At 71.3% G+C, this 21,380-nt stretch carries 21 protein-coding genes; 10 read left to right on the top strand and 11 right to left on the bottom strand.

Translation table 11 applies throughout. The annotated features are described in order from the left end of the window. Position 1: 1 nt before the first annotated feature. Complete coding sequence (locus tag OG622_RS17195; protein ID WP_003992873.1) at positions 2–259, bottom strand: WhiB family transcriptional regulator; 258 nt, start codon at positions 257–259, stop codon at positions 2–4. A 318-nt stretch (positions 260–577) separates the two neighbouring features. Further along, positions 578–1,549: a diacylglycerol kinase family protein gene (locus tag OG622_RS17190; RefSeq protein WP_037695143.1), complete on the bottom strand. Its 972-nt coding sequence runs from the start codon at positions 1,547–1,549 to the stop codon at positions 578–580. Positions 1,550–1,670: 121 nt separating this feature from the next. Between OG622_RS17190 and OG622_RS17185 the strand changes: the two genes are divergently transcribed. After that, positions 1,671–2,123, top strand: coding sequence for a hypothetical protein (locus OG622_RS17185; protein WP_371576963.1), 453 nt, complete (start codon positions 1,671–1,673; stop codon positions 2,121–2,123). A gap of 109 nt (positions 2,124–2,232) precedes the next feature. Here OG622_RS17185 and OG622_RS17180 read toward each other — a convergent pair whose 3' ends face one another. The 3 genes from OG622_RS17180 to OG622_RS17170 all read right to left on the bottom strand — a co-directional run bounded on the left by OG622_RS17180 (position 2,233) and on the right by OG622_RS17170 (position 4,406). Then, on the bottom strand, positions 2,233–3,399 hold the full coding sequence (locus OG622_RS17180; protein WP_371576962.1) for a SigB/SigF/SigG family RNA polymerase sigma factor: 1,167 nt from the start codon (positions 3,397–3,399) through the stop codon (positions 2,233–2,235). Next, positions 3,396–3,809, bottom strand: a complete 414-nt coding sequence (locus OG622_RS17175; RefSeq protein ID WP_037695150.1) for an anti-sigma regulatory factor — start codon at positions 3,807–3,809, stop codon at positions 3,396–3,398. The genes OG622_RS17180 and OG622_RS17175 overlap by 4 nt, the downstream gene beginning before the upstream one ends. Before the next feature lie 336 nt (positions 3,810–4,145). Further along, the gene (locus OG622_RS17170; RefSeq protein ID WP_371576961.1) at positions 4,146–4,406 is read right to left on the bottom strand and encodes a UBP-type zinc finger domain-containing protein; all 261 of its coding nucleotides are present in this window, start codon (positions 4,404–4,406) and stop codon (positions 4,146–4,148) included. A 60-nt stretch (positions 4,407–4,466) separates the two neighbouring features. On the opposite strand from OG622_RS17170, the gene OG622_RS17165 reads away from it, so the two are divergent. Further along, positions 4,467–6,062, top strand: coding sequence for a Na+/H+ antiporter (locus tag OG622_RS17165; protein WP_371576960.1), 1,596 nt, complete (start codon positions 4,467–4,469; stop codon positions 6,060–6,062). Here OG622_RS17165 and OG622_RS17160 read toward each other — a convergent pair. Together OG622_RS17160 and OG622_RS17155 are read right to left on the bottom strand one after the other, a co-directional pair. Next, the gene (locus tag OG622_RS17160) at positions 6,059–7,006 is read right to left on the bottom strand and encodes a 1-aminocyclopropane-1-carboxylate deaminase/D-cysteine desulfhydrase (protein WP_371576959.1); all 948 of its coding nucleotides are present in this window, start codon (positions 7,004–7,006) and stop codon (positions 6,059–6,061) included. The two genes, OG622_RS17165 and OG622_RS17160, sit on opposite strands and share 4 nt — an antisense overlap. Positions 7,007–7,062: 56 nt before the next feature. Beyond that, complete coding sequence (locus OG622_RS17155) at positions 7,063–7,653, bottom strand: N-acetylmuramoyl-L-alanine amidase (RefSeq protein WP_371576958.1); 591 nt, start codon at positions 7,651–7,653, stop codon at positions 7,063–7,065. Between the two features lie 295 nt (positions 7,654–7,948). On the opposite strand from OG622_RS17155, the gene OG622_RS17150 reads away from it, so the two are divergent. From OG622_RS17150 to OG622_RS17135, 4 genes are all read left to right on the top strand, one after another. Beyond that, positions 7,949–9,355: a family 2B encapsulin nanocompartment shell protein gene (locus OG622_RS17150; protein ID WP_371576957.1), complete on the top strand. Its 1,407-nt coding sequence runs from the start codon at positions 7,949–7,951 to the stop codon at positions 9,353–9,355. Positions 9,356–9,478: 123 nt separating this feature from the next. Next, a complete protein-coding gene (locus OG622_RS17145) occupies positions 9,479–10,738 on the top strand; it encodes a family 2 encapsulin nanocompartment cargo protein polyprenyl transferase (protein WP_371576956.1) in 1,260 nt (419 codons plus the stop codon). Between the two features lie 412 nt (positions 10,739–11,150). Continuing rightward, the gene (locus tag OG622_RS17140; protein ID WP_371576955.1) at positions 11,151–11,495 is read left to right on the top strand and encodes a hypothetical protein; all 345 of its coding nucleotides are present in this window, start codon (positions 11,151–11,153) and stop codon (positions 11,493–11,495) included. Positions 11,496–11,668: 173 nt separating this feature from the next. Then, positions 11,669–12,082 carry a YciI family protein gene (locus OG622_RS17135; protein WP_371576954.1) on the top strand — a complete coding sequence of 138 codons (414 nt, stop codon included), beginning with the start codon at positions 11,669–11,671 and terminating at the stop codon, positions 12,080–12,082. Positions 12,083–12,752: 670 nt separating this feature from the next. On the opposite strand, the gene OG622_RS17130 is transcribed toward OG622_RS17135, so the two are convergent. The 3 genes from OG622_RS17130 to OG622_RS17120 form a co-directional block, all read right to left on the bottom strand. Then, on the bottom strand, positions 12,753–13,568 hold the full coding sequence (locus tag OG622_RS17130) for a VOC family protein (protein ID WP_371576953.1): 816 nt from the start codon (positions 13,566–13,568) through the stop codon (positions 12,753–12,755). Between the two features lie 177 nt (positions 13,569–13,745). Beyond that, on the bottom strand, positions 13,746–14,210 hold the full coding sequence (locus OG622_RS17125) for a VOC family protein (protein ID WP_371576952.1): 465 nt from the start codon (positions 14,208–14,210) through the stop codon (positions 13,746–13,748). Between the two features lie 9 nt (positions 14,211–14,219). Then, a complete protein-coding gene (locus OG622_RS17120; protein ID WP_371576951.1) occupies positions 14,220–14,645 on the bottom strand; it encodes a helix-turn-helix transcriptional regulator in 426 nt (141 codons plus the stop codon). Between the two features lie 380 nt (positions 14,646–15,025). Here OG622_RS17120 and OG622_RS17115 point away from each other — a divergent pair, with 380 nt between their 5' ends. The 4 genes from OG622_RS17115 (at position 15,026) to OG622_RS17100 (ending at position 20,664) form a co-directional block, all read left to right on the top strand. Continuing rightward, positions 15,026–15,253 (top strand): hypothetical protein, encoded by a 228-nt coding sequence (locus tag OG622_RS17115; RefSeq protein WP_371576950.1) that lies wholly within the window; start codon positions 15,026–15,028, stop codon positions 15,251–15,253. Next, on the top strand, positions 15,250–15,933 hold the full coding sequence (locus tag OG622_RS17110) for a hypothetical protein (RefSeq protein ID WP_371576949.1): 684 nt from the start codon (positions 15,250–15,252) through the stop codon (positions 15,931–15,933). The genes OG622_RS17115 and OG622_RS17110 overlap by 4 nt, the downstream gene beginning before the upstream one ends. Before the next feature lie 82 nt (positions 15,934–16,015). Next, positions 16,016–20,209, top strand: coding sequence for a CHAT domain-containing protein (locus OG622_RS17105; RefSeq protein ID WP_371576948.1), 4,194 nt, complete (start codon positions 16,016–16,018; stop codon positions 20,207–20,209). Beyond that, positions 20,206–20,664 (top strand): DUF3592 domain-containing protein, encoded by a 459-nt coding sequence (locus OG622_RS17100; protein ID WP_371576947.1) that lies wholly within the window; start codon positions 20,206–20,208, stop codon positions 20,662–20,664. The genes OG622_RS17105 and OG622_RS17100 overlap by 4 nt, the downstream gene beginning before the upstream one ends. Before the next feature lie 235 nt (positions 20,665–20,899). Here the strand turns inward: OG622_RS17100 and sodN are convergent, their stop codons facing one another. Next, entirely contained in the window at positions 20,900–21,295 is a 396-nt protein-coding gene (gene sodN / locus OG622_RS17095; RefSeq protein ID WP_005480378.1) for a superoxide dismutase, Ni, read from the bottom strand. Positions 21,296–21,380: the final 85 nt, after the last annotated feature.

Here is a 21,380-nt window from a genome sequence, read left to right as displayed (position 1 = left end):
GTCAGGCGGATGCCTGACGGGCCCGGTTGCGGGCGGCGCGGCGCTTCATGGCGCGGCGCTCGTCCTCGCTGAGACCACCCCAGACGCCGGAGTCCTGGCCGGACTCAAGCGCCCACTGCAGACACTGCTCGATAACCGGGCAGCGACGGCAGACAGCCTTGGCTTCCTCGATCTGCAGCAGCGCAGGACCGGTGTTGCCGATGGGGAAGAAGAGCTCGGGGTCTTCCTCGCGGCAAACGGCGTTGTGACGCCAGTCCATGGCTGCTACCTCTCCTTGGTATTACATGCACGTTGCTTGTGAATGTGAACGCTTTCACGAATCCCTCAACAAGTGAAGGGCCGATCACCAGACGGACTGGTGTGGTCCTTTGGATTGAGGAGGGGTTCTGGCACTCTCGTGAGCCGATGTTGCGGGCTGTCCCGAGCGCCACGTAGAGACTCGCAAACCTCAGCGGCGGATACAACCCCTACCGGAAAGTTTTTTTTGATTCCTCGGTGTCGACTGTGTCACAGCCGTACTTCCATGGGGTGGACCCTGGCCTAAACGTTCGAGTGGAAGGACTTTTGCCCGTTCCGCTCACACAATCACACGCAGTGCACGGCGTACGCCTGTGAACGTCACGCTCGTACGCAGTCCGAGGTGGTCGCCGTCCATCTGGAGGGGGAGGGGGGCCTTCGAATGCAAGGTGAAGTCGGTCAGATCGTGCAGGGTGGTGGCGTGCTTGCCACGGGGTCCGCGCTCGGGGGACGAAGTGAGCAACTGTGTGCCATATCGGGCGAGCGCGGGCGTCGACATGCGGCTGAGACCGAGCACGTCGAGGCCTTTATCGAACGAGGCCTTAGGCGACGCGTACACCGGGCGATTACCCAGAAACGTCCACGGGGACGTGTTGCAGACTATGGACAGCACAAGATCGGAAATCGGATCCTGGCCGGCCTGCTCCAAAGTGATCGTGCCGAGTCTGCGGTGGGGCTCTTCCAGAAACTGCCGAAATGCTTGACGCAGGTAAAGGGCGTGCGTGGATTTCCGTCCGCGTTCCCGCTGTTGCTCGACCCGGCCGATCACACCCGCGTCGAATCCGAGGCCGGCGCAGAACGTGAACCAGCGGGACGGCACCGCCTCGTCCTCCGTGCCCGGGGTGCCCGAGGCCATGCCCAGGCCGACCGTGCGCTCCCGGCTCTCGCGCAGGGCGTCGAGCAGGACGCCGGTCGCCTCCACGGCGTCGTTGGGCAGACCCAGGGCGCGGGCGAATACGTTGGTGGAGCCGCCTGGGACCACGGCGAGGCGGGGCAGGCGGTCGGGGTCCGGGCCGTGGTGCAGCAGGCCGTTGACGACCTCGTTGACCGTGCCGTCACCGCCGAGCGCGACGACCAGTTCGATGTCGTCCTTGCCCTCCGCGGCCTGCCGGGCGAGGTCCCTGGCGTGGCCCCGGTACTCGGTGGTGACCGCCTCGAGCTTCATCTCGCTCGCGAGAGCGTGGATCAGCACATCGCGCGTACGTGCGCTTGTGGTGGTTGCCGCCGGATTGACCACGAGAAGTGCACGCATGGGTTGCAGGGTACCTACTGGGTGGTACCCGGCCCATACCGAGGTGCGGATCAAGGGGGAGATCGGGTAGTGACGATGAGCACGTGGGGGCGCGTGAAGGGGCGAGGGCTACCCTTCACGGGTGAGTTCTGAGCAGACCCCCACTCCGGACACCTCCGACGCCGAGCCCCGTCCCGGGCGGCTGACCGCCGCGGCGGCGCTGGCCGCGCTGGAGGGGGTGGCCCTGCTGGTCGGCGGCGGGGCCATGCTCGTCCTCGGCCTCACCGGTGACTCGGACGACCTGAGCACCGGCGTCACCGGGGGGATCACGCTCATCGCGCTGGCCCTGCTGCCGCTGATCGCCGCGCGCGGGCTGCTGCTGCGGCGGGGCTGGAGCCGGGGGCCCGCCGTCATCACCCAGGTCATGGCGCTGCCGGTGGCCTACAACCTGCTGCGTGCCGACAGCGTGGCGATCCCGGCGGGCATCGTGCTGGCCGTCATCGCGGTCGCCGCGCTCGTCCTGCTGATCAATCCCGCCACGACCCAGGCCCTCGGAATCCAGGGGCCGGGCCGGGCGGAGGAGACGAAGCGGTAGCGCTCCGCCGGTATGCGGTCAGGAAACCGTGGGCATTTTCGTGGCTCCGCTCGCTCGCGGGCGGAGCCACGTAGCGATACGGCGCCGCGCCCCTGACGGGGCGCTGACGCTACTCCTCCACCAGCAGCTTCTCCCGAAGCTGCGCCAACGTCCTCGCCAGCAGCCGTGAGACGTGCATCTGGGAGATGCCGACCTCCTGGGCGATCTGCGACTGGGTCATGTTGCCGAAGAAGCGCAGAAGCAGGATCCGCTTCTCACGCGGCGGGAGGTCTTCGAGCAACGGCTTGAGGGATTCCCGGTACTCGACGCCCTCCAGCGCCTCGTCCTCGGAGCCGAGGGTGTCCGCGACGGCCGGCGACTCGTCGTCGGTGTCGGGGACGTCCAGGGACAGCGTGGAGTACGCGTTGGCCGACTCCAGGCCCTCCAGGACCTCCTCTTCCGAGATGCCCAGCTTCTCTGCCAGCTCGTGCACCGTCGGGGAGCGGCCGTGTTGCTGGGACAGCTCGGCCGTGGCCGTGGTCAGCGACAGGCGCAGTTCCTGCAGCCGGCGCGGCACCCGCACCGCCCAGCCCTTGTCGCGGAAGTGCCGCTTGATCTCGCCGACGACCGTCGGGGTCGCGTACGTGGAGAACTCCACGCCGCGGTCCGGGTCGAAGCGGTCCACCGACTTGATCAGGCCGATGGTGGCGACCTGCGTCAGGTCGTCCAGCGGCTCGCCGCGGTTGCGGAACCGGCGTGCGAGGTGCTCCACGAGCGGCAGATGCATCCGGACCAGCCGGTTGCGCAGCTCCGCGTACTCGGCACCGCCCTCCGGCAGGGCGCGCAGCTCTATGAACAGGGCTCGCGCCCCGCTGCGGTCCTGAGGGTTGTGCTGCGTGCTTCGCACGGGCTGCGCGTGCTGCGCGCCCGCCTCGTCGTGTCGCTCGTGCTCGCTCATAGTCCCGCCCGCCGTCACCGTTCCCCCAGCTCTCGACTGTGCTCGAGCGGGGGAGGCCCCAGTTCGCCCTTGTGAGGACGTGGTGCTCCGTAGGGCACCCTCCGGATCCCGTTGCCCGTCGGAGGGTGCCTCGGGCTCCTGGTCGCCGGCCGGCTCCGTCCACCGAGACGCTCCGGCCGCAGCCGCGGAGTCGTCCTCCGGGTGCGGCCGGGCCTGCTCGGGGATGCCGTCGACGCCGTCCGCCAGATGCGCCGGCCCGCTCGGACCGCCTTCGCCCTCCGCGGGAAGTTCCCGTGTGCCGCGTTCTTCGTCCCGCACCGGCCCGTCCCCGTTCCTCACGCCGGCCCGGGTCCCGCGCCGCGCTGTTTGTAGAGGCTGATCGAAACGGTTTTGTCGTCGGCCACCGCTGAGGACACCTTGCCCGCCAGGGCCGACAGCACGGTCCAGGCGAAGGTGTCGCGTGCGGGGGCGTGGCCGTCCGTGGTGGGGGCCGAGACCGTGACCTCCAGTGAATCGTCGACCAGACGGAAGACACAGCTGAGCACCGAGCCGGGCACGGCCTGCTGAAGCAGGATCGCGCAGGCCTCGTCGACCGCGATGCGCAGGTCCTCGATCTCGTCGAGGGTGAAGTCCAAACGGGCCGCGAGGCCGGCCGTCGCCGTACGCAGCACCGACAGGTAGGCACCCGCGGCCGGCAGCCGGACTTCCACGAAGTCCTGGGTCCCGGGCTCGCCTGCGATCTGGGACACCCTCACCTCCAAGGTGGTACAAGCTTTTTCGGGGGCCGAGGGTCGCCCCCCGGGGTAACGCGCTACGTGGTTCAGCGGTGACGCTATCGCGCTACCGAGCGCCGTGTCCTCGGGGTCCCGAGGACCCCACCCCATGCTGTCACTCATAGTAAGCCTATGAATACGCTCGGTGGCTAGAGGTTTGCGGGCCTCAAATAGGAAGAGCGCGCGCCGGATTGACGTACCCAGGCGTCGGACTGCCGAACCGTGTCACACGAGTACGTCGACGTGTCACGGGGTGACATGGTTCCGTCGTGCGACGTCCCGGCTCCGGGCGTCAAACGCGTACATGGTGCGTCATACCAGCACATGGTCCACGAAGCACCACCGCCAGGTCTCGCCCGCCTCGAACGTACGCATGATGGGATGGCCGCTCTGCTTGTGGTGCTCGGTCGCGTGCCGCATCGGCGAGGAGTCGCAGCAGCCCACGTGTCCGCACTCCAGGCACATCCGCAACTGCACCGGGTGGCTCCCGGCGGCCAGGCACTCCGGGCAGGTCTCGGTCAGGGGATCGGGCTCGGGGTGCGGCAGAGCGTCCGAGTGCGTGCACTGTTTCATGATTGCCAGATTACGACGGGTGCGCGGAACCTCGCGCGGAAACTGAAGGCGACGGAAGCGATGCACTTCTTGCCCTTGCTGTTGCTGGTCGCCGGGAGTGCGACGGTCGCCGGTGCCGCCCGGCGTACGCCGGTGCCCGCCCCGCTGCTGCTGGTCGCGATGGGGCTCGCGGTGTCGTATCTGCCCGGAGTGCCGCACTACGAACTCGACCCCGAGATCGTCCTGCCGCTGATCCTGCCCCCGCTGCTGTACACGGCCGCCACTGACAGCTCGTACCTCGACCTGCGGGCCCAGCTGCGGCCCGTGGCCCTGCTGTCGGTCGGGTACGTCCTCTTCGCGACCCTCGCGGTCGGCTGGGCCACCTATCTGATCGTGCCGGGGATGCCGCTGGCCGCCGCGCTGGTGCTGGGCGCGGTGGTGGCGCCGCCGGACGCGGTCGCGGCGACGGCCGTCGCCCGGCGGGTGGGCCTGCCGTCGAGGATCACCACGATCCTGCAGGGCGAGTCCCTGGTGAACGACGCGACCGCTATCACCGCCTACCGGGTGGCCCTCGCGGCCACCATCGGCGAGGGCGCGAGCTGGACCGGCGGGATCATCGAGTTCCTGGTGGCGGCGGTGGGCGGCGTCGCGGTCGGGCTGCTGCTCATGGTGCCGATCCAGTGGCTGCGCACGCACCTGAAGGAAGCGCTGCTCCAGAACACCCTCTCCCTGCTGATCCCGTTCGTCGCCTACGGGCTCGCCGAGTGGGTCCACGCCTCCGGGGTGCTTGCCGTGGTCGTCGTCGGCCTGTACCTGGGTCACCGCAACTGGCAGGTCGACTTCGCCACCCGCCTCCAGGAGGAGGCGGTCTGGAAGATGGTCGCCTTCCTGCTGGAGTCCGCCGTGTTCGCCCTCATCGGCCTCCAGCTCCCGGTGGTCCTCGCAGGGCTGGGCGAGTACGAGGGGGTGAGTGCCTCCTGGTACGCCGTGGCCGTCTTCCTCGTCGTGGTCGCGTCCCGGTTCGTGTGGGTGTATCCGGCGACCTTCCTGCCGCGGATGCTGTCGCGACGCATCCGGGAACGGGAGGACAGCCTCACCTGGAAGGGGCCGTTCGTCATCGCCTGGGCCGGCATGCGGGGCGTCGTCTCGCTGGCCATCGCCTTCTCGATCCCGCTCACGGTGAACGGCGGGGACGACTTCCCCGAGCGGAACCTGATCCTCTTCCTGACCTTCACGACGGTCATCGGGACGCTCGTCATCCAGGGGCTGAGCCTGCCGCCGCTCGTCCGGGCCCTGAAGCTGCCGGGACGCGACCAGCAGACCGAGACCCTCGCCGAGGCCAACGCTCAGGCCCAGGCGTCCCGCGCCGCCGAGGCCCGCCTCGACGAACTCCTCGCCCACGGGCACAACGAACTCCCGCCCCCGCTGGTCGACCGCCTGCACACGGTCCTGGAACGGCGCCGCAACGCCGTCTGGGAGCGGCTCGGAGCGGTGAACCCGGTGAGCGGGGAGAGCGCCGACGACACCTACAGCCGCCTCTCCCGGGAGATGATCGGCGCCGAACGCGAGGTCTTCGTCAAGCTGCGCGACGGCCGGTACATCGACGACGAGATGCTGCGCACACTGCTGCGCAGGCTGGACCTGGAGGAGGCGGCGGTCTACCGGGAGGCGTCCTAGTCAGTCCCGGGGCTGTCCTCGGGCGCGTGTTCCTCGAAGGGACTTCCGGTGATCACCGCGGCGACCGTCGTCCCGCGCGGGAAGGCGTCTTCCGCCGCCAGGGCGACAAGTCCGTAGAGCAACTTGGCGACATACAGACGTTCCACGGGGAGGGAGTGGCGGGTCTCGAAGTCGCCGGCGAAGGCGTCCAGTTCGGAGGTGGTGCGCGCGTAGCCGCCGAAGTGGAAGCGGTCGTCGAGACGCCAGTCGCCGCGCGGGCCGCCGAAGGCCCGGTCCTGGAGCCGCCGTATCTCCTCTTCGAGGAAGCCTCCCTTGAGAACCGGAATTCCGAGAGCGCGCTGGTCGGGGGCCAGGCCGGCGGCCAGACCGGCGAGGGTGCCGCCGGTACCGCAGGCGATGGCCACGACGTCGGCCCGGTCGCGCAGCTCCGCGCCGAGGTCCTGGCAGCCGCGGACGGCGAGGGGGTTGCTGCCGCCCTCGGGGACGACGTACGCGTCCTCGGCGTCGGCGGCGCGGAGGACGGCGGCCAGGGTGGCCGGATCGGACTTGTCGCGATACGTCGATCTGTCGACGAAGCGCAGCCGCATGCCGTCCGCCGCGCAGCGGGCCAGGGACGGGTTGAGGGGGCGGTCGGCCAGTTCCTGGCCGCGGACAACGCCGATGGTGGGCAGGCCCAGGAGGCGGCCCGCGGCGGCGGTGGCGCGCAGGTGGTTCGAGTAGGCGCCGCCGAAGGTGAGCAGCGGCCGACCGGCCGCCGCGCGCAGATTGGGGGCCAGTTTGCGCCACTTGTTGCCGACGAGCTGCGGATGGATCAGGTCGTCCCGCTTGAGAACCAGCCGGACGCCGTGGCGGGCGAAGCGCTCGTCCGCGACCTCCTGGAGCGGGGAGGGCAGCCGGGGGTTCAGGGCCGCTGCGGGGTCGGGGGCGGAGGGCTGGCCGGTCACGTATCCATTGTCGGACACGTGACCGGTGGGTGTCCGATTCGCCTGCGATCGCGCAGTTACGCCAGGCGGTCCCGGACGCGTTCTCTCATGCCGGCCATGGTGAAGCCCCGCGGGTCGACCTTGCCGGGCTGCCATTCGAGGTGACCGATGACGGACCGCTGGTTCCAGCCGTGGTGGCGGCAGACGGCTGCGGAGACCCGCTCGATGGCTTCGAGCTGAGCCTTCGGCCAGGGGTCCTGCCCGTCGCCCAGGTTCTCGCACTCGAAACCGTAGAAGTGACGGTTACCGTCGGTGTTGGCCTCGTTGTCCGCCGGGAGCGCCCTCTCGGCGATCACCGCCCGCAGCACGTCGTCGTCACCGAGACCGGCGTGGTTGGCACGGCCGTAGCCGACGAGGTGGACGCGGCCGTCCTTGGTGATGACGCCGTGGCACAACGGGCCGGGCAGGCCCGAGTACCCGTCGCGGCAGATGCGTACGGTGCGTTCGCTGCCGGAGGTGACGGTGTGGTGGAGCATCACGCCGTGGACGGGACCCCAGGGGCCCACATGGTTGCGGTTGTGATGTTCCCAGTCGCCGACCTCGACGACCCGGACGCCCTCGTTCTTGAGGACGGTGAGAAACCTGCTCGCGGACATGGGTGGGGCCATGGCCGACTCCTTCGTGCCGTGCGACGGCCGCTGGTCGTGGCCGCCTCGTACGCAGGCTTGTACCCCTGACTCGCGGCGCGAGCGAGTCGACGGTGGGGCGTGCGGGTGGATCCGGTCAGATTCGGGCGGGGTTCGGACGGGCGTGCGAGCGGTCGACAAAGCCGGTGGATGTGCCCAATCTCCTAAGATCCATTCCCGCTCTTTCGGGTAATAGCAGCGACACGCTCCGTGATGGGAGGCTGGATCGCGAGATCGGTGACCGCGATATCAGTGCACACCCGGAGGGGAAATCCGTATGTCGGTAGGCGAAGAGGTTCGATCGCAGCAGGACAAGCCGCAGCAGAGTCTCGGCACGGCCGCTGCCCGGAACCTGGCCACCACCACGAAGTCCACCCCCCAGATGCAGGAGATCAGCTCGCGCTGGCTGCTGCGCACCCTGCCCTGGGTGAATGTGCAGGGTGGCACGTACCGGGTGAACAGGCGGCTCACCTACGCGGTCGGCGACGGCCGCGTCACCTTCGTGAAGACCGGCGACCGGGTCGCCGTCATCCCCGCGGAGCTGGGCGAGCTGCCGGCCCTGCGGACTTACGAGGACATCGACGTGCTGGGCGAGCTGGCCCAGCGGTGTGAACAGCGGGAGTTCTCGTCCGGTGACGTGCTGGCCGAATTCGGCAGCCAGGCGGAGGAGGTGTTCCTGCTCGCCCACGGCAAGGTCGAGAAGATCGGTACCGGCCCCTACGGCGACGACGCGGTCCTCGGCGTGCTCGCCGACGGGGCCTACTTCGGCGAGCAGTCCCTGCTCGACCCCGAGGCGATCTGGGAGTACACGGCCCGCGCGGTCACCGCGTGCACGGTGCTCGTCCTGCCGCGTCAGGCCGTCGAGCAGCTCGCGGAGCGCGCCGAGACCCTGAGCGAACACCTTCAGGAGCTGCGCGCCATCCCGTCGCAGCGCACCAACAAGTACGGCGAGAGCGAGATCGACCTCGCCGCGGGCCACAGCGGTGAGCCGGACATCCCGCACACCTTCGTCGACTACGAGGCCGCGCCGCGCGAGTACGAACTCAGCGTCGCCCAGACCGTGCTGCGCATCCACACGCGCGTGGCCGACCTCTACAACCAGCCGATGAACCAGACCGAGCAGCAGATCCGGCTCACGGTCGAGGCGTTGAAGGAGCGCCAGGAGCACGAGCTCGTCAACAACCGTGAGTTCGGCCTCCTCCACAACTGCGAGTACGACCAGCGGCTGCAGCCGCACGACGGTGTGCCCAGCCCGGACGACCTGGACGAGCTGCTCAGCCGCCGCCGGGGCACGAAGATGCTGCTCGCCCACCCGCGTGCGATCTCCGCGTTCGGCCGCGAACTGAACAAGCGTGGGCTGGTCCCGGAGACGCTCGACATCGCCGGGAACCGCATTCCCACCTGGCGCGGTGTGCCGATCTACCCGTGCAACAAGATCCCGGTGACCGAGGCCAGGACCACCTCGATCATCGCCTTGCGTACCGGCGAGGACGAGCAGGGAGTCATCGGTCTGCGGGCCGCGAGCATCCCGGACGAGATCGAGCCCAGCCTGTCCGTGCGTTTCATGGGCATCAACGAACAGGCGATCATCAAGTACCTCGTGACCGCCTACTACTCGGCCGCGGTCCTGGTCCCCGACGCGCTCGGCGTTCTGGAGAACGTCGAGATCGGCCGCTGGCGGTGACCCTGCCCGACCGGACGCCGTGTCCCCGCCCGTCCGGGCGGGGACACGGCGGAAGCACACGCCCATCGGCGGCGGAACCGCCACCCCCTGGTGAGTCTCCGAGGCGATCCCGTGGGTGAGTTCATGACGGAGACGAAGCAGAGCTCCGCCAAAACCCTGGACGGCGGCGGCGCGCTCAGCGGCGAGATCCCGGAACGTCGCGGGCCCGTCGGGGCGGCCCCGCATCCGGTGGAAGCGGGAAAGCCGACGGAGGCCGGGCAGCCGGCCGGGGCCGTGGAGCCGCAGGGGGACGGGGAGGCGGTGGGGGACATGACTCCCGTCGGTGCCCAGGGTCCGGGCGGGCGGGCGGGCGGGGCGAGCGTGTTCGACGGACAGGAGGCGGCGGGGATCCTGGAGCACGCCCGGGTGTCCGTCGACCCCGAACTGCGCCGGGCCGTGGAGTCGTTGCCCGGTTCGATGCGCAGGGTCGCGCGCTACCACTTCGGCTGGGAGGACGCGGACGGTGTCCGGGCCGAGGGGAACGCGGGCAAGGCGATACGCCCGGCGCTGGTTCTGGCTGCCGTCGCCGCGCTCGGCGGGCGCGAGTCCACTGCCGTACGGGCCGCCGCCGCGGTGGAACTGGTGCACAACTTCACACTGCTGCACGACGACGTGATGGACCGGGACACCACCCGCAGGCACCGGGCCACCGCGTGGACCGTGTTCGGTGTCCCCGACGCGATCCTCGCCGGGGACGCGATGCAGGCCCTCGCTCAGCAACTGCTCGCCGAGGACCCGCACCCTGCCTCGGCCGCGGCCTCCGCACGGCTCGCGTCCTGTGTCGTCGAACTGTGCGCGGGCCAGCACACGGACACCGAGATGGAGGGACGCCGGCCCGAGGAGGTCACCCTCGACGAGGTGCTCGCCATGGCCGAGGCGAAGACAGGCGCGCTGCTCGGTTGCGCCTGCGCGGTGGGGGCGTTGTACGCGGGCGCCGGTAAGGAGGATGTCGAGGCCCTCGACGCTTTCGGGCGTGAGGCCGGGCTCGCCTTCCAGCTCATCGACGACGTGATCGGCATCTGGGGTGACCCCAGCCGCACCGGCAAGCCGGCCGGGGCGGACCTCATGGTCCGCAAGAAGTCCCTTCCGGTGGTCGCCGCGCTCGTCTCCGGTACCCCGGAGGCCGCCGAACTCGCCGAGCTCTACGGACTTCCGTACGAGGAGGGAGACCTGGAGCGCACGGCACTCGTGGTGGAGCGGGCCGGCGGTCGTGACTGGGCACAGGTCCAGGCGGCCGACCGGATGGCCCGGGCCATGCACGAACTGTCCCGTGCGGTCCCGGATCCGGAGTCGGCGGGTGGACTCCTCGCGCTGGCCGAGTTCGTGACGCGCCGCAGCAGCTGAGTTCGTGACGTGCGCAGCGGCTGCGGTGGGGCCGAGTGCCGGTTGATGCTCCGGAGGTGTGGGCGCCGTGCTGACCTGACCCTGTACGGTACCGGCGCCTTCGGATGGCCGGCGGGTCCCGCACATCCCCACGGTGTGCGGGGCCCGCCGGTTTTGCGCCGCGGGTTGTGCGGGGTTGCTCGCGCGGTTCCCCGCGCGGTTCCTGCACAGTTCCCCGCGCCCCTTCTTCCGTCTCCGAGTTCACGCTCGACGACGTGCGGAGCTTCGACAACGGGGTGCTGGTGCGGACGTACGACAGGAAGCGCTGACGGGCGGTCGTCGCGCGGTCGAGTCGCCGCGTACGCGTGGCCGGCCGCCGATTGTCCGTGTACGGCGGGGAGCGCTCCGACCCCGTCGGTCATACCCTGAGGGTATGGGCATCGACGAGCATGTCTGCCCGGTCTGCGGACAGCCTGTGGCCACGGTCGTACGGCGGCACAAGACGCTGGGCGCGTGGGTACCCGTATGGAGTCCGGGTCCGTGCAGGAATCACGAGTGTGCGGCGTACGTCGACGAGGCCGTCGAGGCCGCGGCGGCTGCCGCGGAGAAACCCCGGGCGGTGGCCCGGCGGACGCACGGGAGCCACGGCACGCAGGGCGGTCCTGGAACGCACGGCGGTGCCGATACCCGGGTCGAGGAGACGGCTGCGACGACTGAGGCCGCTGAGACCACTGAGACCACTGAGACCCCTGAGGTGAGGACCGAGGAGAAGGCCTGACCGGCCCCGCCGGAGCGGCCGCCCGCGGCTGAGCAGTGGGTCCGCCGGCACCGGAGAAGGACGCGGGGAACCGTCGCGCGGGCCTGCCGAGAAGTGCGGGGTAGCTCCGACGTCTCCTGTGAGAGCTGCCCGCCGCGGGTGGTTCGAGCCGCGGAAGACGAAGGAGCGGACTCATGAAGTACCTGATGATGGTCCAGGGCACGCAGGCGGACTACGAGGGCATGCGCGGCGAGGCTTCCGAGTACTCCCCGGCCTGGACGCGGGAGCAGCTGCAGGCCATGTACGCCCACATGGGCGCGATCAACGAAGACCTCGCCAAGACCGGAGAGATGATCGACGGGCAGGGGCTGGCCGAGCCGGCGCGGACCCGGTTCGTCACGGCCGACGCCGACGGCAAGCCGGTGATCACGGACGGGCCGTACTCGGAGACCAATGAGCTGCTCGCTGGCTACTGGCTCCTGGACTGCGCGAGCCTGGACCGGGTCACGGAGATCGCCGCCCGCGTCGCGCAGTGCCCCGGCCCCGAAGGGCTCGCGGAGTACCCGGTGGTCATCCGGCCGGTGCTGGACGGCGCGGGGGATATCTGAGCCGGTCGGAGGACTCCGAACCGCCGTCGGAGAGACCCCGGAAGGTCGGATGAGCGAGGTCGAGGCCTTGGAGCGCCGTGGCGCGCCGTAGTTCCTCGGCGCGCTGGTGCGTCGGTGCGGGTATTTCTGCGCCGCCGAGACGCCGTGCAGGAAGCGCTGCTCGCAGAGGCCGTGCAATGGCCGTCGAACGGGGTGCCGGACGATCCGCGCGGCCGGCTGAGCAGAGCAGAGCAGAGCAGAGCAGAGCAAGAATCTCGGGCTCTACGGGCGGGCTCCTAGAGCTGGTTCCCGGGCCGGTCGAGCGGCTCGACCGGGTGGTCGCGGTGGCCATAGTGAGGCCATGGCGAGGGGGCGCGGGCCGGGCCCGCCGCGTTGGAGGACTCGGGGAGGACGCGGCTGCGACCGGGCATCGCGTGGAGGCGGTTCGGGGTCAGCTGCTGGAGCGGGGGAGCGGGGGAGCGGGGGAGCGGGGGAGCGGGGGAGCGGGGGAGCGGGGGAGCGGGGGAGCGGGGGAGCGGGGGAGGTGGAGGCCGCGCGGGTCGCGTACGGGTCGGCTGTGCGCCGGACGCTGGGCCTGCCTGGGCAGAGGTGTCTGCCGGCACGGGCGGGTCGGTCGACGGAGTAGGGGCATGGCCCGACTCGCTGTTCTCTGCCCCGTGGACGTGTGGCGTCACTTCGCCGTCGGCGGCAACCCGCCCGTCTCCGGGGAGCGGCCCGTCAGGCAGTACGTGCCGCCCGCGGGGTCACGCATCACCGTCCAGTGGGGGTGGCGGGCCACGACGGTGGCGCCGAGGGATTCGTGGCGGGCCCGGGTGGTGTCGATGTCGGCGCAGGCGAGGTCGAGGTGGGCGGAGGCGGGGCGGGGGGCGTCGAGGCGTTGGAGGAGGATACGGACGGGAAGGCCGGTCGGTGGGCGCAGGACGTGGAACTCCGGGAGCGAGCCCGGGTGGGAGTCCCAGCCCGACAGGGCCGCCCAGAACGCGACCTCACCCTCGAACTCCGCCGGTGCCACGTCCAGACACACCTGGTCCAGCCGGCTCCCGTCGACCACCGGCGGTCGTACGGACTCCCCGTGCCACGGCACCGCGCAGAAGAGCTGACCGGCGGGTGAGCGCAGTACCGCCCAGCCGTCGTCCGGGGCGATCACCTCGGCGCCGAGCCGGACCGCCCGATCGACGAGCGCCGGGACGTCCTCGGTGGCCAGGTCCAGGTGCGCGCCGCCGGCGCCGGCCATGACGCCCTGCGCCTTCACACACGCGTCACCCGTCACGGGCAGCAAGGTCACGAACTCACCGCGGTCGCCCCGGCGTTCGGACAGCTCGGTCGCCGTGACCGCCGTCCAGAAGGCGCATGCCCGATCGAGGCCGGCCATCGGTCGGTCGACGAAGGCATACGTCCACCGGATCACCCCATCCGCCAAGCCCGCCGAGTCGCCCGCGCCCGCGTCCCCCTGGCCGCTGCTGCCGTTCCCGCCCACTCCACCCACAGCGCCGCTCCCTCTCGTACGGTCCGGCCCTCACGGCTGAACGACTCGTACGGTCTCCCGCCGCCCGGCTCCACGCAACGAGGTTTTTCGCTGGTCCGCCGGCCGCCAGCCCGGCGCCCCACTGCCCCGTCGGCGCACCGGCAGGCAGGCAGGCAGGTCGGTCCGGCCCGCGTCGGCTCACCCCCGGCGTTGCATGAAGCGCAGCATGTTGCCCGCCGGGTCGCGGAAGGCGCAGTCGCGGACGCCGTAGGGCTGGTCCGTCGGCTCCTGGAGGACGTCGGCGCCGGAGGCCTCGACGCGGGTGTAGAGGGCGTCGCAGTCGGTGGTGGTGAAGTTGACGCCGCGGAGGACGCCCTTGGCGAGGAGCATGGCGATGGTCTCGCGGTCGGCGGGGGAGATGTCGGGGTCGGCGGCGGGGGGTTCCAGGACGATCTCGACCTCCGGTTGGAGAGGGGAGCCCACGGTGACCCAGCGCATACCCTCGAAGCCCACGTCGCCGCGGACCTCCATGCCCAGCACGTCACAGTAGAAGGCGAGCGCCTTGTCGTGGTCGTCGACGGCCAGGAAGCACTGGGCCAGCCTCACGTCCGGAGCTGGGAGTCTGTGCGCGGCGCTCGTGACGTTCGGATCGTTCGTAGCCATGTCCTTACGCTAGGACGCTTCGCCCGGTTCCGCCGTGCGTATGCGATGCCGGGTCGGGCGGGTCAGGCGTTTCGCCACGCACGCGGGGATCGCCGCGCTCTCCTCGTGCGAACGTGCTCTGTACGCGCTCGGTGTCTCGCCGACCAGCTCGGTGAAACGGGAGCTGAAGGAGCCCAACGACGTACACCCCACCGCCATGCACACCTCGGTCACCGTCAGGTCGCCGCGGCGCAGCAACGCCTTGGCGCGCTCTGTGCGGCGGGTCATGAGATAGCCGTACGGGGTCTCGCCGTAGGCCGCGCGGAAGCTGCGCTGGAAGTGTCCGGGGGACATCAGCGCGGTGCGGGCCAGGGCGGTCACGTCCAGCGGCTCGGCGTACTCGCGGTCCATGCGGTCCCGCGCCCGCCGCAGCCGCACCAGATCGTCCCGGTTCATGCCGACAGCATCGCACCGACCACTGACAACGGACCAGGAACCACAGGCAACGGACCAAGAACCACTGACAACGGACCAGGAAGAGAGCGCTCGCGGAATACGGATCAACTGTCCGACCTGGCCGGACGGGTTAGGAGCGGCCCTTTCCGCCCCGGTCGGCCGCCGGCGGGATCGGCCCTTGGCGACCGGAAGAGATTGATCGCCTCCGCCCCCTCCGCCCCCTCCGCCTCCCGGACTCCGACCGCGACGACGCCTCGGCGATCTGGCCCGGAACCGCCCGGAGTTGACCGCGTCACCCGTGCGAGTGTGTTCGGCTTTCCGGGTGAGCGGGCGGCGGTACCCTCTCCCCACTCGGGTGCCTCTGTAGGGGAGTTCCAGGCGTGGGTGCGCAGGCGCGAGAAGACGGGACCACCTCGGAGAGCGAGGAACTCCCGGCGACCGGGAGCGGAGAAGTTCCGGAGACCGGTGCCGTCCGGATCGGCGAGGACGGCCGGGTCGAGCACTACGACGGCACCGCATGGCGCCCGTACGGGGAGTTGCCCGACGACGGCGACCTTTCGGGGGTGCGCTTCCGGCACGACGACGGTGACGGTGCCGTGCGGTCATGAGCGCCCCGCTTCCCGGGGTGCCCCAGGCTCAGGATCCCGTGCCGACCGGGGAACAGGCGGCCGCGGTCATGCCGGCGGACGCCACCGTCGCCGACATGCGCGCCGTGGCGCGCTGGACGATCATGGCCACCGCCGCCGTCGGCGGACTGCTGCTCGGCGGGTTTCCGCTGGCCGCCATCGGTAAGGTCCACGGCCTCGGCGACATCGCGCTGGCCGCCGGCGGACTGGCCCTGGCGATGGTGGGCGTCTTCTGGGCGATCTGGTGGACCGGCGAAGTGCTGACCCCCCGGTTCACCACGCTCCGGTCGCTCCAGGACCCTTCCCTCGCCGACCTTCGCGCCGAGATCACGGCCGCCCCCGAGCTGTTCTTCGGCCCGTTCGGCAGGTCCGTCGAGGAACTCGACCGGGCCTGCCGGCTGCACACCGTCGTGGCCGTGAACCTGACGGTACGTCTCGCCCGCGAGCGGGACGAGGACCGGAGCGCCGAACTGCACCGGGCCCTCACCGCGGCCCGCGTCAACATCGCGCACGCCACCGCGCGCCGCCGGGCCCTGGTGGAACTCGTCCACGCCTGGCAGGTGAGGGGAGCCCTGCGCAGGGCCCGGGTGCAGACGATGCTGTCGTCGCTCGCCGTCGTCCTCGGAGCGGTGCTGTTCCTGCTGGCCACGGACGGGGGCTGAACCACTCGCACCGCGCGCGGCGGGGTCCCGTTTCGCAAGGGATCGGAAGAGGATTCGAAGAGGAGAGGTCGAGAATCCCGGCATGTCAGAGAACGACGACGTCGCCCGTATGGGCGCACGAGCCCTGGAGCTGTACGCGAACTGGGGCGCCGTACGCGACCCGCGTGCGCTCGACGAGGCGATCGCGCTGCTGCGCAGCTGCCGTGACCTCCTGCCCGAACGGCATCCCGGCCGTCCCATGACGCTGTCCAATCTGTGCGGCGCGCTACGGGATCGCTATGTGCTGCGCGGACACGAGGTCGACCTGGACGAGGCGGTGGAGTCGGGGCGGCGTGCGGTGGCCTCGGCGCACACGGGTGACCCGAACCGGTGGATGTACCACGGCAACCTCGGCGGCGCCCTCAACGCGCTCTGCCAGACCCGGCCCGCGAGCGCGGACGCCGTCCTCGACGAGGCCGTCGCGTGCGCCACCGAGGCCGTGCGGTCGGCGCCCCGGCCCCTCGCCCTGCTCCACTCGCACCTCGGTACGGCTCTCCTGGCCCGCGCCGGCCGGAACGGGAACGGCGTCGGCACCGGCCTGCGGGACACCGTGAACACCGAGCTGCGTGCCGCCGCCGACACCGACCTGCGGGACGCCGTCGACTCCGATGTGCGGAAGGCCGTCGACGCCCTCCACGACGCCGTACGCGCGGCTGACCCGCGCGACCCGCAGCTCCCGATGTACCTGTCCCACCTCGGGGTCGCGCTGCACCGGCGTGCCCTGCGCACGACGGACGCGACCGAGCGGGCCGATGGTCTCCGGGAAGCACTGGACCATGCCCGGCGGGCGACACGGCTGTGCTCCCCCGAGGATCCGGAGTACGTCCTGTACCTGGTCAACCTTGCCGCCGTCATCGCGACGAAGGCCGAACTCTTCGGGGAGACCGTCGACTTCGACGCCCTGGTGGACCTGGAGCGCCGTGAACTGGCGGCCGTCCCCTCCGGGTTGCGTCCGCGACGGATGTGGCTGCTCGTGGTGGCCCTGCGGTACCGCTACGACCGTACGCGCAGACCGCAGGACATCGACGAGGCCGTGGCGCTCTGCCAGGAGGGGCTGCGGACGAGTGAGGGCGCCACCGCCGCGCTGTATCTCCACGAGGCGGCCAGTGCGTACCTCGGGCGCTTTCGGCAGTCCCAGGACCCCGTGGACGGCGACGCCGGGGTCGACTTCGCCCGGCAGGCGGTGTCCGCCGCCGTCGGCCCCGGGCGGGAACGGGCCGAGGCGCTGTTGGCGGAGGCGCTGGCGGTGCGGTACCGACTCGCGCCGGGCGGTGCCGGCAGCGGGGGCGGTGCGGGCGATGGCGCCGGAGGCTCGTGCGGCGACGGCGGAACCCGGGGTGGCGGAGAGGACACCGCCGACGAGGCACTCGCGGCCCTGGAAGCCACGTGCCGTCGCTTACCCGCCGGCAGTGAGGAACTCGCCCGGTGCCTCGCCGAACTCGGGCTCACCCATCTGACGCGGGCCACCCGTTTCCGGCACGCCGGCCGCGGCGACATGTCCGAGGCGCTGGACCGGGCCGTCGCCGTCCTGCGCGAGGGCGCGGACCTGCGGGTCCTCGAAGGAGCACAGGCGCTGCCGACGCTGTTCAACCTCGGCCGCTCCCTAGGCCTGCTGTACGAGCGCACCGGCGACCCCGCGCTGCTGGACGAGGCGATCCGGCGCCTGGAGGAGGCCGTGACGATCGCGTCCGAGGCCGCGTCCGAGGACGCGGATGCGGGCTCGGGCTCGGCGAACGCGCTCTCCTCGCTCGGCATGGCGCTGCTGGAGCGGGCCGAGCGACTGGACGACGTCCGCGATCTGCACAGGGCGGTGGAGCTGACCGGGCGGGCCGTGGACGCCGTACCCGTCGGTCATCCGGAGCGCGCCATGTGGCTCGCGCATCTCGTCGCCGCCCTGACCGCCCGGTACACCCGGCTGAACACGGCGGCGGACCTGGTGGAGGCAGCGCGGGTGGGGCGGGAGGCCGTCGCCATCGTGCCGCCGGGGACGCCGCCGCACGACCGGGCGGTCCTGCTGACGAACCTGGGGACGGTGCTGCGCCGGACGTACGAGCGGACGGGCGCGTTCGCCGATCTGGACGAGGCCGTCGAGGTCCTGCGGGCGGCCCTGGAGGCGGCGGCCCCCGGCAGCGAGGGCGCGGGCGAGGCCGCCGCCGGCCTCTGTCTCGCCCTGTCCGACCGGCACGAACGCACCGAGTCCGCCCACGAGTTGGACGAGGCGATCGACGCCGGCCGGCTGGCCGTCGCGGCGTACCCGCAGGGGCACGCGCGACGGGCCGGGGCACTGACGAACCTGGCCGTGGTCATCCTCGACCGCTGCTCGCGGCACAAGCGACGGGGCGACGCGGACGAGGCGGTCCGCTGCTTCCAGGAGGCCGTCCGTGCCACCCCGGACGGCCATCCGGCCCGGGCCAGGTCCCTGCTCGGGCTCTCCACGGCCCACCTCGCCCGGTACGAACTCACGCACTCCGCCGCCGATCTGGACGAGGCGATCGACGTGGCGGAATCGGCCCTCCGGGCCACGCCCGAGGACGACGTGCGCAGGGTGTCCTTCCTCGTCGGTCTGGCCCAGGCGCACACCTTCGCGGCCCTGCACGGTGGCGCCCGCCACGACCTGGAGAAGGCCCGTGCGGTGTTCCGGGAGGCGGCGGGTGTCGAGGGCGTGCCGACGAAGGTGCGGTTCTCCGCCGCCGCGCACTGGGCACTGCGGTCCGCCATGCTGGAGGACTGGCACCAGGCCGTCGACGGTTACCGGTTGGCGATCGCACAGCTCCCGCTGATGGCCTGGCACGGTCTGGAGTTCGAGGACCGCATCAGCGGGCTGGCGGTCTCGGACAGCATCGCCTGCGACGCGGCGGCCGCCGCCCTGTCCACAGGACGGCCGGAAACAGCCCTGCAACTGCTGGAACAGGGCCGAGGGCTGCTCCTGGCGCAGGCGGTGGACTCCCGCTTCGACAACACGGAGCTGGCCGAGCAGGAGCCCCGGCTCGCCCACCGCATCACGGAGATCCGCGACGTCCTCCATTCGGCGGACTCCGCCTTCGTCGACCCGACGGCACCGGCCCGCGAGCAGTGGGCCGAGGCCCACGAACGGCGTGAACTGGCCGCAGAGCTGGACGAGTTGACCCGCCGCGCATACCACCTGCTCGGGCTGGACGACTTCCTCCGGCCGCCCTCCTTCGAGGAACTGCGGGAGGCGGCCGGCGACGGTGCCGTGGTGGTCGTCAACACGAGCTTCCTGCGCTGTGACGCGCTGATCGTCACTCGGGACACGCTGCGGACCGTACCGCTGCCCGGCCTGCGCCTGGGCGGGCCCGGCGGGGTCCAGGAGCGGGCAGAGACGCTGCTGACCGCGCTCTCCTCGGCGGGCCGGTCTCCGAGCGAGGCGGGCCGTGCGCTCGAAGACACCTTGGAGTGGCTGCGGGAGGAGGTCGTGGCACCGGTCCTGACCGGACTGCGGCTCGCCGGCCGGAGCTCCGGCCGGCTGTGGTGGTGCCCCACCGGCCTGCTCGCTCTCCTCCCGCTGCACGCCGTCGGCGAGCTGCCCGAGCGGTACGTCTGCTCCTACGCCACCACGCTGCGGTCCCTGGCCCGGGCACGGCGACGGCAGCACGACGGTGACCGTGCGCCCGGCGGCGTCCTCGTCGTCGACCAGTCCGACGTACCGGGCCTCCTGCCGCTGCCGTCCGCCCGCAAGGAGGCACTACGGCTGGTCACGCAGGTCGGGGAGCGGAAGCTGCTGGCGGGGCCCACGGTCGACCGGCGGGCCGTCCGCAGGGCCCTGCCGAACCACTCCTGCCTGCACTTCGCGGGGCACGCCCGGCACGACCCGGCCCGCCCGGCCAGGAGCGGGCTGTTCTGCCACGGAGACCGGCAACCCGCTCTCCTCACCGTCGAGGACATCGCCCGCCTCCGGCTCGACACCGCCGAACTGGCCTTCCTGTCGGCCTGCGAGACGGCCCGGGGCACGGCCCGGCTGCCCGACGAGGCCCTGCACCTCGCGGGAGCACTGCAACTGGCGGGCTTCACCCATGTCGTGGCCGCCCAGTGGGTGGCCGAGGACACGACGGCCCGGGAACTGACCGCACGTTTCTACACCGAGCTCCGCCACCCCGACGTCCCCGACCGCCTCGACCCCGCCCGCTCCGCGTTCGCCCTGCAGACGGCCGTCCGCCGCATCCGGCAGCGGAACGCCGACCCCCTGCTGTGGGCGGCCTACGTGCACACCGGCCCGTGAGCCGCTCCGGCCACCTCTCCCTGAAGGAACCCGCGTTGGACCTGCTGACCTTCCTGATCCCCCTGGCCACCGGCCTCTTCTGGGCCGGTACCGCCGTGTACCGCCTGGTGAACGACAACGACCTGCGGCAGCACGGCGTCCGCGTCGAGGCCCGGGTCGTCGGCCCGGTGCCCGGTGTCCCCGCCTCGCACTCCCGCAGCAGAGGGAAGTGGGTGATCAACCCGCTGGTCAGCTTCACCACACCGGACGGCCGGACCGTCCGGCACGGTGTGGGCAGCAGGAAGAATCCGGTCAAGGTCCGTGAGAACGCCCAGGTCATCCTGTTCCACGCCCCGGAGGACCCCAGCCGGCTGACCGTCGACGGCCACGGCGTGCGGGGTCGCGCCTACTCCGAGATCGTCTTCGGCGTCTCCCTGGCCGTCATCGCCGTGCTGCTGCTGGGCCGTGCTTTCTGAGGCGGCCCCCACGGCGGAGACATCCTCGGCACCCGGGCCCGAACCCGACCGCACCCCAAGCCTGTAACCCGACCGAACCCCAAGCCTGTAGCCCAATCGCACCCCGGGCCCGGAACAACACCGCACCCGGCCCGGCACACCACCCCATCCGGCCCGGAACACGACCGCACCCGGCCCGTCACACCGCCGTGCGGGACGGCGGTAAACGGACCGGGTGCGGTCGAGAGAGGCCTGGTCAGGCCTTCTTGGTCTCCCAGAAGATCTTGTCGATCTGGGCGATGTAGTCGAGCGCCTTCTGGCCCGTCGCCGGGTCGGTGGACGCCTTCGCGGCCGAGAGGGCCTTGAGGGCGTCGTTGACCAGCTGGTGCAGCTCCGGGTACTTCTCGAAGTGCGGAGGCTTGAAGTAGTCGCTCCACAGCACCGAAACGTGGTGCTTGGCGAGCTCGGCGCGCTGCTCCTTGATGACGGTCGCGCGAGCCTGGAAGTGAGGGTCGTCGTTGGCGGCCATCTTGTCCTGCACGGCCTTCACCGACTCCGCCTCGATGCGGGCCTGGGCCGGGTCGTACACACCGCAGGGCAGGTCGCAGTGCGCGCTGACCTTGACCTTGGGGGCAAACAGGCGGGAAAGCATGGAGCATTCCTTCCTCGTGATCGTCTTCTCAGGTGGGACATTACTCCCTGCGAGAGTGGTTTTCGCGAGTGCCCCCATGGGCTTA

This window comes from Streptomyces sp. NBC_01314 (assembly GCF_041435215.1).
Taxonomy (GTDB): Bacteria; Actinomycetota; Actinomycetes; order Streptomycetales; family Streptomycetaceae; genus Streptomyces.
The sequence above is the reverse complement of the archived record's forward strand: the minus strand, read 5'-3'. Positions and strand labels throughout refer to the sequence as shown.